The 14878-nt window shown below is 72.5% G+C and carries 13 protein-coding genes; 9 read left to right on the top strand and 4 right to left on the bottom strand.

From position 1 onward, the window contains the following. Positions 1 to 81: 81 nt before the first annotated feature. From IE95_RS0116535 to IE95_RS0116560, 6 genes are all read left to right on the top strand, one after another. Entirely contained in the window at positions 82 to 561 is a 480-nt protein-coding gene (locus tag IE95_RS0116535; protein ID WP_164984152.1) for a peptidase inhibitor family I36 protein, read from the top strand. 77 nt (positions 562 to 638) lie between these two features. Beyond that, positions 639 to 1532 carry a hypothetical protein gene (locus IE95_RS20710; RefSeq protein WP_164984153.1) on the top strand — a complete coding sequence of 298 codons (894 nt, stop codon included), beginning with the start codon at positions 639 to 641 and terminating at the stop codon, positions 1530 to 1532. Continuing rightward, positions 1529 to 2836 carry a peptidoglycan-binding protein gene (locus IE95_RS0116545; protein ID WP_164984154.1) on the top strand — a complete coding sequence of 436 codons (1308 nt, stop codon included), beginning with the start codon at positions 1529 to 1531 and terminating at the stop codon, positions 2834 to 2836. Before IE95_RS20710 ends, IE95_RS0116545 begins: the two co-directional genes overlap by 4 nt. Beyond that, the gene (locus tag IE95_RS0116550) at positions 2833 to 3552 is read left to right on the top strand and encodes an ABC transporter ATP-binding protein (protein WP_051703224.1); all 720 of its coding nucleotides are present in this window, start codon (positions 2833 to 2835) and stop codon (positions 3550 to 3552) included. The genes IE95_RS0116545 and IE95_RS0116550 overlap by 4 nt, the downstream gene beginning before the upstream one ends. Then, a complete protein-coding gene (locus IE95_RS0116555) occupies positions 3549 to 4811 on the top strand; it encodes an ABC transporter permease (protein WP_030152863.1) in 1263 nt (420 codons plus the stop codon). Before IE95_RS0116550 ends, IE95_RS0116555 begins: the two co-directional genes overlap by 4 nt. Positions 4812 to 4871: 60 nt before the next feature. After that, positions 4872 to 7550, top strand: coding sequence for a phosphoenolpyruvate carboxylase (locus tag IE95_RS0116560; protein ID WP_030152866.1), 2679 nt, complete (start codon positions 4872 to 4874; stop codon positions 7548 to 7550). 226 nt (positions 7551 to 7776) lie between these two features. Here the strand turns inward: IE95_RS0116560 and IE95_RS0116565 are convergent, their stop codons facing one another. Further along, the gene (locus tag IE95_RS0116565; protein ID WP_030152868.1) at positions 7777 to 8559 is read right to left on the bottom strand and encodes a deoxyribonuclease IV; all 783 of its coding nucleotides are present in this window, start codon (positions 8557 to 8559) and stop codon (positions 7777 to 7779) included. 60 nt (positions 8560 to 8619) lie between these two features. Next, the gene (locus tag IE95_RS19810; RefSeq protein ID WP_051703226.1) at positions 8620 to 9234 is read right to left on the bottom strand and encodes an SRPBCC family protein; all 615 of its coding nucleotides are present in this window, start codon (positions 9232 to 9234) and stop codon (positions 8620 to 8622) included. A gap of 56 nt (positions 9235 to 9290) precedes the next feature. Here IE95_RS19810 and IE95_RS0116575 point away from each other — a divergent pair, with 56 nt between their 5' ends. Together IE95_RS0116575 and IE95_RS19815 are read left to right on the top strand one after the other, a co-directional pair. After that, a complete protein-coding gene (locus IE95_RS0116575) occupies positions 9291 to 9590 on the top strand; it encodes an MTH1187 family thiamine-binding protein (RefSeq protein ID WP_030152873.1) in 300 nt (99 codons plus the stop codon). A gap of 135 nt (positions 9591 to 9725) precedes the next feature. Beyond that, positions 9726 to 11219, top strand: a complete 1494-nt coding sequence (locus IE95_RS19815; RefSeq protein ID WP_051703227.1) for a restriction system modified-DNA reader domain-containing protein — start codon at positions 9726 to 9728, stop codon at positions 11217 to 11219. 64 nt (positions 11220 to 11283) lie between these two features. Here the strand turns inward: IE95_RS19815 and IE95_RS0116585 are convergent, their stop codons facing one another. Together IE95_RS0116585 and IE95_RS0116590 are read right to left on the bottom strand one after the other, a co-directional pair. After that, on the bottom strand, positions 11284 to 12174 hold the full coding sequence (locus IE95_RS0116585; protein ID WP_030152879.1) for an ABC transporter permease: 891 nt from the start codon (positions 12172 to 12174) through the stop codon (positions 11284 to 11286). Next, positions 12171 to 13220 (bottom strand): ATP-binding cassette domain-containing protein, encoded by a 1050-nt coding sequence (locus IE95_RS0116590; protein WP_030152880.1) that lies wholly within the window; start codon positions 13218 to 13220, stop codon positions 12171 to 12173. Before IE95_RS0116590 ends, IE95_RS0116585 begins: the two co-directional genes overlap by 4 nt. Positions 13221 to 13304: 84 nt before the next feature. On the opposite strand from IE95_RS0116590, the gene IE95_RS0116595 reads away from it, so the two are divergent. Next, positions 13305 to 14474: a helix-turn-helix transcriptional regulator gene (locus IE95_RS0116595; protein WP_051703228.1), complete on the top strand. Its 1170-nt coding sequence runs from the start codon at positions 13305 to 13307 to the stop codon at positions 14472 to 14474. Positions 14475 to 14878 lie beyond the last annotated feature (404 nt).

The following is a 14878-nucleotide window of genomic DNA, read 5'->3' on the forward strand; positions in this document are numbered from 1 at the left end:
TAGGTATTTCGGGCGATTTGTCAGAGCGTGTTATCTCTGCTTTGCTACATCCGTCCTGGGGGTGGATGAATGCTCCCGGGCGTGAGCCAGGGGGCTGTTGCTCCCCTCGACGAAGAGGGAAACACGATGAAACTCCGATCCCTCGCTGCAGTGCTGCTTGCGGCAGTCTTCGGACTTGGCGGCGTCGCTGCCGCGCAGGCAGCGACGCCCTGCTACTCAGGAACCGCCTGTTTGTGGCAGCACAGTGGCTACGGCGGCACTAAGTACTCGGTCTCCGCGAACTGGGGCAGCTACTACAACACCGTCATGCTCAATGCCGCGTCATCAGCCGCCGCCAATGGCGCGGGGTGCAAGAAGACTCGTTTCTACGAGGACGTCAACGCGGGCGAGGACGTCACCCGCCCTTGGTACTTCCAGCTCTACAGCCAGCAGCGTCTGGGATACAACTATCAGGACCCCGATCTGAAGAACGGCGCAGGAATCGGTGGATGGCCCTCGGGGCCCGGGGGTAACGGCTGGAACGACACCGTCGAGGGCTGGCGATTCGTCGAGTGCGGCTAGGGCGACTCGCAACGTCGACGTCGCAGCGAGGGGCGCCTCCTGCGTGTTCCGGACCCGTCCGTGGGGATGAGAAGCTGATGAAGAAGAACCTGTCATGGGCAGTGGGAACGGTTGCCGTCCTCGTCCTCTCGGGATGTGGGGAGACGATCGACCCCGCTGCCGAAGGACTGAAGGTCGACGCCGTCCTCGATGAGAAGACCGGTGCGGTGATCCTGCCGTACGAGCAGTTCACGCTCGATCCTGTCGAGGAGTCCCTGCTGACGACGGCACGGTCCGTGGCCGCGACGGTCTGTGCGCGGGAGAAGGGCGTGGCCTTCGTCGCCCCGACCTACGTCGAGCAACCGATCTACCTGGCGGAGACGTTCTTCGGTCCGTGGACCCTGTGGGAGGCGGAGAAGTACGGGTTCGTCACGCCGCTGCCGGACGCCGACCTTCGCGCCAACGGTCTGGTCCCCGAGGGCTACGGCGAGCCCTCGAAACTCAACGCGGCGCAGCAGGCGGGCAACGCCGAGCTCTCCGAAGCCGACTTCCGGGTCATGGACGAGTGCTCCCGCAGTGAACAGGCCCAGAAGTTCTCACCGTCCACGTCAGGGCCCTGGGTCGACGACATCGACTCCGTCCAGATGAGCATCCTGGAGGACGAGGAGATCGGAGCGGTGCTCGAGGAGCTGGCTACCTGCTACCGCCGATCGGGGATGGGGGCTCACGACGAGGTGCCGGGTTGGCCGGCCGGGGCGGACGCAGGAGTGATCGACGAGCAGCAGATCACCCTGGCGGTCAAGACCGTCCAGTGCAAGAACGAGCTCGGGAGCACCCAGAAGCTCGCCGACGCATGGGCCGAGGAGCAGGCGCCGATCCTGCGCAGGTACGCCTCGGAGCTGGTCGCCCAGCGCGCCGCGATCGACTCGGCCGTCGCGGAGGCCACGACCTACCTCGCCGAGCACCCCGAAGTGTTCGAGCCCCCTGCATGAGCAGGTCACGCCTACCCGCGGGAACGCGGTGGGTCTGGGCCGTGGCAGGCGGCTCGGCCCTCGTGATCATGCTGTCCTTCGCGGCAGGCACTCTGGTCCGCTCTCCCTGGGAGGAGGCGGTGGACAACTCGCAGCGGCGCCCGGTCGTCACGGCCGAGGTCGAGCGACGGATTCTCCTTCCCGAGGCCGCCCCGGCCCAAGGGACGTTCTCCGCGGGGGCGACCGTCGACGTCACCCTGCCGGAGCAGGACAAGCGCATCGTCACCAGGCAGCTCAAGCAGGCTGGTGACGTCCTGCGCTCCGGCGAGGCGTTGGCGGAGGTCTCGGGGCGCCCCGTCATCGCGCTGACCCTGCCGTTCGAGCTGTACCGGGACATCCTGCCAGGGAGCACCGGGTCGGACGTCCGGGCCGTCCAGGACGCCCTGCGCGAACTCGGTATGTACACCGGGGCGAGCGACGGCACGTACGGCGCCGCGACCGCCGCAGCGGTCGAGGCGCTGTACGCCGGGGCGGGCTTCCCGTCCCCGGTGGCGGCCCCCGAGCTGCTCGAGGCCGTCGAGGCCGCGCGTGAGGCCGTCTCGGGCGGAGGAACCACCGAGGGCGTCGGGCGCCCCGAGACCGAGAACGCCGAGGGCACCAGCGGCTCGCCGGAACCAGCGGCACCCGACGCTCGCAAGAGATCAGCACAGGCCCTCGCGGACGCGAAGGCTGCGGCCATGACCCCCTTGCCCGCGACGGATGTCGTCGCGCTCCCGCAGGCCGAGACGACGATCGTCGCCACCGCTCCCGTCGGGGCCGACCTGGGAGACGAGGGCGTCGTCGTGGCCCGACTCAGGACAGGAGTCCCGACCGTCCTGACCCGGGTCGGCGCCTCGCAGGTGTCCGCCTTCACGACGGGCACGTCGGTCATGGTGACGTCGGTGACGGATGCGCAGGTGTCGGCCGAGGCGGTCGTCACCGCCGTGAGCGACTTCCGTCCGCCCGACGGCACCACGGCCCTTCCGGGGTACGACGTCACGGTGACGTTCGCAGACGCAGATCTCGCATTCACCGACGCGACGACCGTGACGGTGGTCAGCGGGTCGGATCCAGCACCGGTCGCCGAGGGACTGGCCGTCCCGATCCTCGCGATCAGGGAAGGACCGGACGGGACGTACGTGACCTCGCAGGACGGAGCCGTGATCGCGGTGGAGATCGTCGGGACCGGCGACGGACTTGCCGTCGTCGCAGCTGATGGGCTTGCCGAGGGGGATCGGGTGATCGTCTCGGGCGAGCCGGATCATCTGGCCGGGCAGCGCTCGTGACGCTCCTCGAGCTCGCCCGCGTGACGCGCACCTACCCGACCGACCCACCGGTCGAAGCCCTTCGCGGCGTCGATCTCGAGGTCGAGGCCGGATCGAGGGTCGCGATCCTCGGGCGGTCCGGGTCGGGAAAGTCGACGCTGCTCAACGTCCTGGGACTCCTCGACGAACCCACCGGCGGCACGTATCGGCTCCTCGGCAAGGACACCGCCGGGTACGACGGTTCCGCTCGCGACGCGCTGCGTGCGCAGATGCTCGGCTTCGTCTTCCAGGAGAGCCACGTCCTGGGCAACCGCAGCGCACGGCAGAACGTCTGGTTGAAGCTAGCGGCCAGCGGGGTGCGACGGCCCGACCGGGCAGTGCTCGTCGAGGAGGTGCTGACGAGCGTCGGGCTGGCGCACCGGATCGACGCGCCCGGCCGGCTGCTCTCGGGTGGTGAGAAGCAGCGGCTGGCCGTGGCCCGGGCGGTCGTGACCACGCCCCGGATACTGCTCGCCGACGAGCCGACCGGGAACCTCGACGACGACAACGCCGAGATCGTCCTGGGGCTCTTCGACGAGCAGGCGCGAACCGGTGTTGCCGTCGTCGTGATCACGCACGACCCTCGGACCGCGGCGTGGGCGGACCGCGTACTGCACCTGGTCGACGGACGCATCACCCCTGGCGCCTGCCGAGCGGGCGAGACGTTCCGGCGCGCAGCGCCCGCAGGTTCTTCGTGAGCAGGAGACACCCCGCGCTCGGGCGTGACCGGTTGTTCGACCTGGTCGACGACGTCGTCGTCGAGCTCGGCTCGCGAACGGCACGGGCACTGCTGATGGTCGTAGCGGTCGGGCTCAGCAGCGGCTCGCTCCTGGCCTCGGTGGGCATCTCCATGTCGGCCGGCCAGCAGATCGAGGCGGACATCGCGGCGTCGACCCTCGACGTCGTCACGGCACAGGTGGTTCCCCCGACGACAGCAGCGGCCGCCGTGGTGGCCGACGACACCGGACCTGGCCGGATCGTGACGATCCTGCCCGAGGACACGGACGAGAGGGTCGCCCGCCACGACCTCGTCGATGCGGCAGGGCGGCGCCTCGACGTGTCAGGGTCGGCGACGGCCGAGGTGACGCGTACCGCGGTCCGCCCAGACCCGGCCACGGCCGGTGCGAGAGCCGCCGTCACCCCGGTGGTGGGCGTCAGCGCGGGGTATCTCGATGCGGCGCGTGCGCAGGTGTCGACGGACATGCAGTGGCTGCTCGACACCGACGAGGACGTCGTGCTGCTCGGCCGGGGTGCCGCCCGGGCCCTCGACGTCCCGCTCACGGGGAACCTCACCGGGGTCCAGGTCTGGCTCAACGGCGAACCGCAGGACGTCGTCGGCCTGGTGTCCGGGGGAACGGGCGGCCTCGAAGATGCTGTCCTCCTCCCGTACCGGCGTGGGCTCGAGCTCGTCGGCAACGACCGCGAGGCGGCGGTCCTGGTCCGTACGCTGCCAGGGGCCGGTGCCCCGGTCGCCGACGTGCTCGCCGTGACCCTCCGCCCGGACGCCCCGGAGCGGCTGGACATCTCCCGCGTCGCATCGGTCGACACCCTGCGGACGGGGGTCGCGACCCAGCTCGACCGCCTCGCGGCCTGGATGGGGACCGTGCTGACCGCGCTGACGATCCTCCTCATCGCGAACTCGATGGTGGTCGCGGTCACCGCGAGGACCGCCGAGATCGGGCTCCGTCGAGCGTTGGGCTTCTCCCGTGGACGCGTCGCCCAGGTGTTCCTCGCCGAAGGCAGCCTGATCGGCCTCCTCGGCGGTCTCGTCGGGAGCGCTTTCGCCGCCGGCAGCGTGGTGCTGATCTGCCTGGCCAACGGGTGGTCGGTGCTGCTGAGCCCGTGGCTGGTCGTCCTCGGGCCGGTCGTCGGAGCCGGCGTCGGGCTCGCCGCGTCGATGTACCCGGCATCGCGTGCCGCGAGGATCAGCCCGGCGCTCGCCGTCCGGTCCGACTGACCGACCACCAGGCAGACGCACTCGACAAGCCGAGCCGCCGAGCGCCTAGGCTACGGACCCGTGACAGACAACCTTCCCCCCGCATCCACCGACGGCAACGGCCGCACGGGCGCCCGGCACGAGGTCCCGGCGCCGCTGCGCGACGACGTCCGGCTCCTCGGCCGCCTGCTCGGCACGGTCCTGACGGAGTCGGGGGATCCCGCGCTGCTCGACGACGTCGAGCACCTGCGCGAGCTCTCGATCCGCGCGTACGGCGAGCACGCGGACGCCGCGCTCGAGGAGGCGGAGCGTCTCGTCGAGGGCTTCAGCCACGAGCGCGCCGAGCAGGTGGCACGTGCGTTCACCGTGTACTTCCACCTGGCGAACCTCGCCGAGGAGCACCACCGTGTGCGCGTCCTGCACGACCGTGAGGCCGAGCTCGCGCCGTCGGTCGTCGACGACACGTTGCCCGAGGCGTTCACGCAGCTCGCGGACGAGGTGGGGCACGAGGAGGCGCTCGCCCGCCTCCAGCGGCTCGAGTTCCGCCCGGTCCTCACCGCGCACCCGACCGAGGCCCGCCGTCGGGCGATCTCGGCCTCGATCCGTCGCCTGTCCGCGCTGCTCACCGAGCGTGACGCCCTGCCGGCCGGCGGCGCGTCGCTCGCGGAGAACGAGCGCAAGCTCCTCGCCGAGATCGACGGGATGTGGCGCACGTCCCCGATCCGCGCCGCGAAGCCCTCGCCGCTCGACGAGGTCCGTACCGCGATGAGCGTGTTCGACGCGACCCTCTTCACGGTGTTCCCGACGGTCTACCGTCGCCTCGACGACTGGCTGCTCGCGGACAAGGCAGGCCACGACCGCCCGCAGGCGGCACCGTTCGTGCGCCTCGGCACCTGGATCGGCGGCGACCGCGACGGCAACCCGAACGTCACCGCGGAGACCACGCGCCAGGCCGCGGCCATCGCGGCCGACCACGCGCTCCAGGCCCTCGAGCGGGCGGCGCAGCGCATCGGTCGCACGCTGACGCTCGACGAGCAGGGCACGCCCGCGTCCGACGGGCTGCGCTCGCTGTGGCAGAAGCAGCGCCAGCTCTCCGAGGCCATCACGGCCGAGGCCGCAGCGGAGTCCCCGGCCGAGCCGCACCGCGCGGTCATGCTCGTCGTGGCCCGTCGCATCGCCGCGACCAGGCTGCGCGACGCGGACCTCGCGTACACGGCGCCCGAGCAGCTCGAGGCCGACCTCAAGGTCGTCCAGGACTCGCTCATCGCGGCGGGCGCGCCCCGCGCCGCGTACGGCGACCTGCAGCAGCTCGTGTGGCAGGTGCAGACCTTCGGGTTCCACCTGGCAGAGCTCGAGGTGCGCCAGCACTCGCAGGTCCACGAGGCCGCCCTCGCGGAGATCGCGGAGCACGGCGTGCACGGTGTGCTGTCCGACCGCACGCGCGAGGTCCTCGACACGTACCGCGCGATCGGCTCGATCCAGCAGCGGTACGGCGTGCGCGCCGCCCGCCGCTACATCGTGTCGTTCACGCAGAAGCCCGAGCACCTGGCCGCGGTCTACCAGCTCGCCGAGCTCGCGTTCGAGGGCGCAGAGGACGCACCCGTGATCGACGCGATCCCCCTGTTCGAGACGTTCGCGGACCTGGAGGCGAGCGTCGAGATCCTCGAGGCCGCGCTCGAGCTGCCGCAGGTCCAGCGCCGCCTCGCGGAGAACGGCCGCAAGGTCGAGGTCATGCTCGGCTACTCGGACTCGTCCAAGGACGTCGGACCGGTCTCCGCGACCCTCGCGCTGCACTCGGCGCAGAGCCGGATCGCGCAGTGGGCGCAGCGGCACGACATCAACCTGACGCTGTTCCACGGCCGCGGCGGCGCCCTGGGTCGCGGCGGTGGCCCTGCGAACCGCGCGGTCCTCGCCCAGCCCCCGGGCTCGGTCGACGGCCGGTTCAAGCTGACCGAGCAGGGCGAGGTCATCACGGCCCGCTACGGTGACGCGACGATCGCGGCCCGCCACATCGAGCAGGTGGCCGCGGCGACGCTGCTGGCCTCCGCGCCGTCGGTCGAGCGTCGCAACGCCGAGGCGACCGCTCGCTTCGCCGACGTGGCCGCGGCCCTGGACTCGACGTCGCGCGAGCACTTCCACGCGCTGGTCCGCAGCGAGGGCTTCCCGCAGTGGTTCTCCGAGGTCACGCCTCTCGAGGAGGTCGGGCTGCTCCCGATCGGGTCACGCCCGGCCCGCCGCGGCCTGTCGGTCGAGTCGCTCGAGGACCTGCGTGCCATCCCGTGGGTGTTCTCGTGGTCGCAGGCCCGCATCAACCTCGCCGGCTGGTACGGCCTGGGCACCTCGCTCAAGGAGTTCGGCGACCTCGAGCGGTTGCGCGAGGCTCACCGTGACTGGCCGCTGTTCGCGACGCTCATCGACAACGTCGAGATGTCGCTCGCCAAGGCCGACGAGCGGATCGCGGAGCGCTACCTCGCGCTCGGCGACCGTGACGACCTCGCGGCCAAGATCCTCGACGAGCTGCGCCTGACGCGCGAATGGGTCCTGAAGATCTCCGGGAACGAGTGGCCGCTCGCCGGTCGCCGGGTCCTGGGGCGTGCGGTCCAGCTCCGCAGCCCGTACGTCGACGCGCTGTCGCTGCTCCAGCTCCGTGCGCTGCGCGGTCTGCGCTCTGGCGCCGAGGGCGAGTACAAGGACGGCCTGCAGCACCTGCTGCTGCTCACGGTCAACGGCGTCGCGGCGGGCCTGCAGAACACGGGCTGATCCGCCCGGTGCCGAACATGCGGTTGGCGTCCCTTTCTCCTCCGAATGCGACGCCAACCGCATGTTCGATCCACGCCAACCGCATGTTCGGCGAGGATCCGGTCCAGTCCGGTCCAGTCCGGTCCAGTCCGGTCCGGTCCGGTCCGGTCCGGCCACCGTGCCCCCCGACGATCGCGCCGACCGACCCGCACCCGCCCACCCCGGGCGAGCGGCGCCGTCGGGCCGCTCAGCCCAGGCGTGCGCGCAACCAGGCGATGTCCGGGCCCATGTCGCCGTGCGTCTCGCAGATCACGGGCGCCCCGGCCGAGGCGATGACCGCGACCAGCTCGTCGGGCGGGACGAGCCCGTCGCCGAAGTGCGCGTGCCGGTCCGCGCCCGAGCCGAACGTGTCCCGGCTGTCGTTCGCGTGCACCAGGTCGATGCGGCCCGTCACGGCGCGGACCTGGTCAGCGGCGGTGCTCAGGTCGATCCCGCCCGCCCAGGCGTGGCACGTGTCGAGCGTGAAGCCGACCCGGTCGCCGCCCTCCGCGGCCCCGATCGCGTCCCACAGCCGCCCGATGCTCTCGATCGTGCGGGCCATCGACTTCGCGCCGCCCGCGGTGTTCTCGATCAGCACGGGGACCTTGGCGTCGAGCGCGTCGATCGCCTTGCGCCAGTTGTCGTAGCCGACCGCGACGTCGTCGGTCGCGGTCACGTGGCCGCCGTGCACGATCACACCCTTGGCACCGATCTCGGCCGCGCCGTCGACGATCTTCTGGAGCGCCTTGCGGCTCGGGATCCGGATGCGGTTGTTGGTGCTCGCGACGTTGATGACGTACGGCGCGTGCACGTACAGGTCGAGGTCGGCGGCCGCCGCGTCCGCGCGCAGGGCCTCGGCCCCGCCGGGGTACGTGAACTCGGCGCCCTTCCAGCCCTGGGGGTCGCCCAGGAAGACCTGGGCCTGGTCGGCACCGATCGCTCGTGCCTGGTTGACGGCGTCGGCCTGGTCGACGTGTGCTCCGATACGCATGAGGCCCACGCTACGTGCCGCGGGGGACGCCCGGCTTGGCGGGGGATGCGAACGAGACCGTCAGAGCAGCGTCGCCAGGGCGTCGAGCCGCCCCTTCCAGAAGGTCTTGAGCGGTGCGACCTCCTCGGCCGTCGGCACCCCGGAGTAGCTCACCGCGACCCGGGTCCGGTGACCGTCGGCCACGCCCGACGGCGCGGCGTCGAACGCCAGGAGCACGCGGCGTGCCCGCCCCGCGGCCCCGCCCACGGCGTCGGTGGGCCAGCGCAGCCGCACGGACCGGTCGATCGTCTGCCCGACGACGTCCAGGTCGCCCGTGACCCCGACCTCCGCGAGCGCCGGACCCAGCCATGCGGAGCGAGCCTCGTCGTCGGACACGACGGCGTAGACCGCGGCGGGCGTCGCCGCGACGGTCTTGGTGACGGAGACGTCGAACGTGCCGTCGGCGCGCTGGCCCGGCAGGCGCAGGCCGCGCTCCTGCTCGTACGCCACGGTGAGGGACTGGGCCCACCACCCGTCGACGCCCTGGTTCTCGACGAGCCACGACGCGATGCGGGTGTGGTCCCACCCTGTCGCGCCGTGGGCGTCGAGGAGCTCGAACCACGCGGCCCGGGGCTGGCCTGTCGCGGCCACGACCGCGTCGTCGCCGACGGTCTGGGTGCTGCGCCTGGTGACCATGCGCCCACGCTACGGCCAGCCCGACGTGGCGGCACGGGGGGCGGCATGATGGCCTCATGGCCATCTTCGCATTCTCCGTCGCCCCGCTCGGTGCCGGCGAGTCCGTCACGGACGCCGTCGCCGAGGCCGTCCGCATCGTCCGCGCCTCGGGGCTGCCGAACCGGACCACGTCGATGTTCACCGAGATCGAGGGGGAGTGGGACGAGGTCATGGACGTCGTCAAGCGCGCGACCGAGGCGGTGGGGGCCGGTGGGCACCGCGTCTCTCTCGTGCTCAAGGCGGACATCCGCCCAGGTCGGACGGGGGAGCTGACCGGCAAGGTCGAGCGTGTCGAGGAGCGCCTGGCCCAGGACTGAGACCGGCCGGGGCGGCCTCGTCCCAGCGGGTGAAACGGACTCGTTCGAGTCGCTCGCACGGGCGTCGTAGGCTATGCGGCAACGCCGCCGTCCCGGGTGGCGTTCGAGGTCGCTACCCGAGCCGCAGGAGACCCCATGCCCCTCTTCGAGGTGGACGCCGAGCGTCCAGTTCTCGTCCGCCCGTCGCAGCCGGCGGGTGGGGGCTTCGGCACGGTCGCGCAGCGCGTGGTCGACGGCCACCTGGACGGCCTGCTCGGCGAGCAGATCTTCCCCGTCCGGCAGGGGGCGTCGACGGACGAGCCGCACCTGCTGGCGCTCGACGCCGCGGGGTTGCCCGTCGTGATCGAGGTCGTCTCGGAGCTGACCGAGGAGACCTTGACGCGGGCCATGAACCACGCCGGCCGTGCGGGGCAGCTCACGCGGGCCGAGCTCGCGAGCCGCTACGCCGGGGGCGCGGCACGGTTCCAGCAGGACGTCACGACCTTCTACGACAACGTGCCGCTCACGCGTTCGCAGGCGACGTCGCGGGCCACGGGGGCCCGCCTGATCGTCATCTGCTCGAGCGCGGAGGACGGCATCGTCGACGCGCTCGACTTCCTGCGCCAGCCCGGTTCGTCGGTGTCGGTCCTCAAGCTCGGTGTGATGCACGGGGCGGACGGTCGCCGGTTCGTCGACGTCTCGCCCCTGGTGCCGGAGCGGTCGGCGCGTCCGGCGGTCCCGGCTGCTCCGCCCCGGGCGGCGGTCGAGCCCACGCGGTCGGCGCAGCGCACCGCGGACTTCGCCGAGGGCGTCGCGGTGGGGCGCGCGCTCACGGGCAAGCTGCCGATCGTGACGCAGCGTTCGCGGGCCGACCGTCGTCGGGGCTCGGAGCTCGAGGCCGCCGCGACGGTCTACGGCAGCGCTGCGGGTTCGGCGGACGTGACGGGGCCGCTCGAACCGGTCCACGAGCCGCTGCTCGGCGCGGACCGGGGCCTGTCCGCCGAGCTCTCGGTGCCGCCTGTCCCGCAGGGGCCGCCGGTGCCGCCCGTGCCCCTGCTCGCGTCGCCGCCCGCGGACGGGGCGGCGGAGTTCGGTCGGTCCTCGTCGACGCAGGCGGCGGAGGATGCCCTGTCGTCGCGCATGCCGAGCCGTGCCTCGATCCTGACGCGTGAGTCGATCCGGACCCGTGAGTCCATCCGAACGCGCGAGTCGGTGCTGACGCGTGAGTCGTACGAGGCCGAGGTGCCCGCGTACGACCCGTTGTCGTACCAGCCGCCCGTGAACGTCCCGGTGGTCGACGCCTTGAGCACGATCGACCCCTTGGGGCAGGACCTCGTGCCGGCGCCGCCTGCCCCGCCCGCTTCCGTGCTGGACGACGATCCCGACGACGACCCGGACCTGCACGCGCTCGCCCGCTCGTTCGGTACGCCTGTGTCGCTCGTGTGGTCGCGTCCGCGTCGCGGTCAGCGTTTCGAGGCGGTCCTGTACCCGGACGGTTTCATCGAGCTGACCGACGGCGCGCGCTTCCGTCACCCGGACGCGGCGGCGATCGCGGCGTCGGGCACGGCGACGGCCGACGGGTGGAGCGTGTGGCGCCTGGGCGACGGCGGGCCGACGCTCACGGACGCGTTCCGCGAGCAGTACGCCTGACCGCACCGTCGCCGGCGCGCACGACGCGGGGGTGGCGTGCCGCCCCCGCGTCGTGCGCGTGGCGTCAGTCCGTGCTGCGCACCATGGTCCGGATCCCCACGGCCAGCCCGACGGCGGCGGTCACCAGCGCGGCGACCCAGCCCCAGGCGGCGGCCGACGAGGTCAGGTCGCCCGCGAAGAGGGATCGCTCGGCGTCGACCAGGTAGGTCAGGGGGTTGAGGCGGGCTGCGGTCTGCATCCATGCGGGGCCGGTCTCGAGGGGCAGGAGCATGCCGGACAGGATCATGAGCGGGAAGAGCAGCGTCTGCTGGACCAGCCAGAACATCCATTCCTGCTTGCGGACCGCGAGGGCCAGGGCGTAGCTGAGCGACCCGACGCCGACGCCGAAGAGGGCGAGCATGAGCAGCCCGAGCACCGCACCGACGGGGTAGAGGTCGAACCCGAACGGCAGCATCACGAGCACGACCACGACGGACTGCGCCGCGATCGGCACCATCTCCTTGAGCGCGCGCCCCACGAGCAGCGACGGCCGGGACAGGGGCGAGACGAGCATGCGTTCGTGGGCCCCGGTGTTGAGCTCCTGCTGAAGGTTCGCGCCCGTGGTCGAGGTGCCGAACAGCGTCGTCATGACGAGGATCGACGGCACGAACCACTGCCAGACGCTGCCTCCGAGCGTCCCGGCCGCGCCGCCGTCCTGCCCGCTGAGCGTGCCGACGAGCAGGGGCCCGAACAGCGCGAGGAACACGAGCGGCTGGACCAGGCCGAACACGACCGAGAACGGGTCGTGGAGCAGCGGGCGCAGCTCGCGGACCAGGACGATCGAGGTGTCGCGCGAGAGGTGCGCGAGCCGCCCGCGGGGGCGGGTGCCGGGGCGTCCTGCCGTCGGCCTGGAGCCGCGCTGCGTGCGGGCGGGAGCAGGGCCGTGGCCCGTGGTCGTGGTGTCGACGGTGCTCATGCTGCGTCCTTCCCGGAGAGCGTCGTGCTCTCGGTGGTCGGTGCGGAGGTCGAGGTGGTGGGGTCGTCCGGCGTCGCGGTCTCGCGCAGGCTGCGCCCGGTCAGCGCGAGGAACACGTCGTCGAGCGTGGGGCGGTGGACCTGGGCCGCAGCGACGGGGACGCCCCCGTGGTCGGCCGCGCGCAGGAGCGTCGGGAGGAGCGCGGGTCCGTCCGCGGCGCGGGCCGTGACCTGGGTGCCGGCCGTCTCGACCTCCCGGACCCCGTCGGCGCGGGAGACGAGCCGCGCGAGGCGGGCGCCGTCGTCGGGCGTCGTCGCGTCGAGGACCACGCGGTCCCCGGCGAGGTTCGTCTTGAGCGCCTCCGCGGTGTCGTCCGCGATGACCTCGCCGTGGTCGACGACGACGACGCGCTCGGCCATGGTGTCGGCCTCGTCGAGGTAGTGCGTGGTCAGGACGATCGTCATGGGGTCGCACGTGGTGGCGAGCGCGTCGGCCCGCATGCGCAGGACGTGCTCCCACAGGTTGGCGCGGTTGTGCGGGTCGAGGCCGGTCGAGGGCTCGTCGAGGAACAGCAGCGACGGCGAGTGGACGAGGCCCATCGCGACGTCGAGGCGGCGACGCTGCCCGCCCGAGAGGTCCGCGACCTTGCGCGTGCGCAGCGCGGTCAGGTCGAGCGCCTCGAACAGCTCGTCGGCCCGACGGCGCGCGGCCCGGCGGTCGAGGCCGTACACGACGCCCTGCGTCACGAGCTCGTCGACGGCCCGCTGGTTGTGGCCCGCGGCGTTGCCCTGCCCGACGTACCCGATGTGGTGCCGGACCTGCGCGGGGTGCGCGACGACGTCGTACCCCGCGACGGTCGCGCTGCCCGAGGTGGGCGCGATGAGCGTCGTGAGCATGCGCAGGGTCGTGGTCTTGCCGGCCCCGTTGGGGCCCAGGACGGCGACGAGCTCGCCCGGCGCGATGTCGAGCGAGATGCCGCGCACGGCGTGCACGGTCTCGTGGCGGCTCACGACGAAGTCCTTCGTGAGGGAGCGGGTGTGGATCACGGTGTCCTCCAGGAGTGGGTGTGGTTCCACCCTGGCGGAGGTAGAGGTCAGGTTCTGTCCGCTACCTCGTGCGACGCTGGGGGCATGCTCGAGACCTCGGCCCGGCTCCTCGCCCTGCTCTCCCTGCTCCAGGCCCGCCGCGACTGGCCGGGGGAGGCGCTCGCGGAGCGCCTGCGCGTCAGCCCGCGCACGGTGCGTCGCGACGTCGACCGCCTGCGCGAGCTCGGCTACCCCGTGCGCGCGACCAAGGGGCCCGACGGCGGGTACCGCCTCGACGCCGGTGCCGACCTCCCGCCCCTGCTGTTCGACGACGAGCAGGCCGTCGCGGTCGCGGTCGCCCTCCAGACCTCGCCGGTGGGCGGACTGGAGGAACCGGCGCAGCGGGCGCTCGCGACGATCCGTCAGGTCATGCCCGCGCGGCTGCGCGGGCGGATCGACGCGCTCGAGGTGACCGTGGTGCGGTCGTCCGCGCAGGCCGCGCGGCCCGACGTCGACCCGGCCGTGCTGGTCGCCGTGGGCAGCGCCGTGCGGGCGCGCGAGGTGCTGCGCTTCGACTACGACGGCGGGTCCTCAGCGCTGCTCGGCTCGGGCGACGCGGCGTTCCGGCCGCCGCGCCGCGCCGAGCCGCACCACCTCGTGACGTGGGGCGGGCGCTGGTACCTCGTCGCGTGGGACCTCGAGCGTCAGGACTGGCGCACGTTCCGCGTCGACCGGATGACACCGCGGATGCCCACGGGGCCGCGGTTCGCGCCGCGCGACCTGCCCGAGGTCCCGGCTGCCCGGGGGGCCGTAGCCCGGTCGCGTGGGGACGTGGCACCGGGTGCCCAACCGGCCGGGGGCGCTGCTGCCGGGCGAGAGGGGGCTGCGGGGAGGGCGCGGCGCACCCGCGGGCAGGGCACCGTGCCCGACGTCGCCGCGTACGTCGCGCACCAGCTCTCCCGTCCGCGGTGGCCCGCCGAGGGCGAGTTCGTCCTGCACGCCCGGGCGGACGACCTCGCGCCGTGGGTGGGGGACCAGGGACTCGTCGAGGCCCTGGGGCCGGACCGGTCGCGGCTCGTCGCCGGGTCGTGGTCGTGGCGTGGGTTGGCCGCGTGGGTCGGCATGTTCGACGTCCCGTTCGAGGTCGTCGGGCCGGCCGAGCTGCGGGCCGCGGTCCGCGAGATGGGCGAGCGGTACCGGGGGGCCGTCGGTGACGCGGGCGGTGGTGCTGGCGGTGGTGCTGGCGGTGACGCGGGACCGACGGCGCGGGGGTGACGGGGAGGTGACCGGGCTCGGTGACGGGGGTCACGCGGGACCGGGTTGACCGGACCGTTCACCTCCCCGTAATGTTCTCGAAGTCAGCCCGGCAGGGAGAGACGGACACCACTGCGAAGCTCCTCGGAGCCGCCGCGAAGTGGCCGTTGCCCCGGACTGAAATCCGACATCTTGAACTGGATGCCTCGCGCCTCCAGGGCCTGACGTCGGGGATCGACCTCCACGTGTGACCCGGTTTGCCGGGTTTGAAACGAAGAGGCCGGTCTGGTAGGTTAGAGAAGTTGCCCCGAGTGAAGGCCTGGAAACGGGTTGGAGTCGGTGCGTGTCGGTTGCTTGAGAACTCAACAGTGTGCTTGATAGTTAATGCCAATTGTCCTGCGTGGGCGTGTGGCGCGCATCGTTTG

The sequence above is a fragment of the Oerskovia turbata genome (assembly GCF_000718325.1).
In the GTDB taxonomy this organism is placed as follows: Bacteria; Actinomycetota; Actinomycetes; order Actinomycetales; family Cellulomonadaceae; genus Oerskovia; species Oerskovia turbata.

What these genes read in the sequence shown, in the direction of transcription:
- IE95_RS19810 (WP_051703226.1), bottom strand. Translation starts at nt 9,234, where the DNA reads ATGGTCACCAGGCGCAGCACCCAGACCGTCGGCGACGACGCGGTCGTG.
- IE95_RS0116545 (WP_164984154.1), top strand. Translation starts at nt 1,529, where the DNA reads ATGAGCAGGTCACGCCTACCCGCGGGAACGCGGTGGGTCTGGGCCGTG.
- IE95_RS0116575 (WP_030152873.1), top strand. Translation starts at nt 9,291, where the DNA reads ATGGCCATCTTCGCATTCTCCGTCGCCCCGCTCGGTGCCGGCGAGTCC.
- IE95_RS0116565 (WP_030152868.1), bottom strand. Translation starts at nt 8,559, where the DNA reads ATGCGTATCGGAGCACACGTCGACCAGGCCGACGCCGTCAACCAGGCA.
- IE95_RS0116595 (WP_051703228.1), top strand. Translation starts at nt 13,305, where the DNA reads ATGCTCGAGACCTCGGCCCGGCTCCTCGCCCTGCTCTCCCTGCTCCAG.
- IE95_RS0116585 (WP_030152879.1), bottom strand. Translation starts at nt 12,174, where the DNA reads ATGAGCACCGTCGACACCACGACCACGGGCCACGGCCCTGCTCCCGCC.
- IE95_RS19815 (WP_051703227.1), top strand. Translation starts at nt 9,726, where the DNA reads ATGCCCCTCTTCGAGGTGGACGCCGAGCGTCCAGTTCTCGTCCGCCCG.
- IE95_RS20710 (WP_164984153.1), top strand. Translation starts at nt 639, where the DNA reads ATGAAGAAGAACCTGTCATGGGCAGTGGGAACGGTTGCCGTCCTCGTC.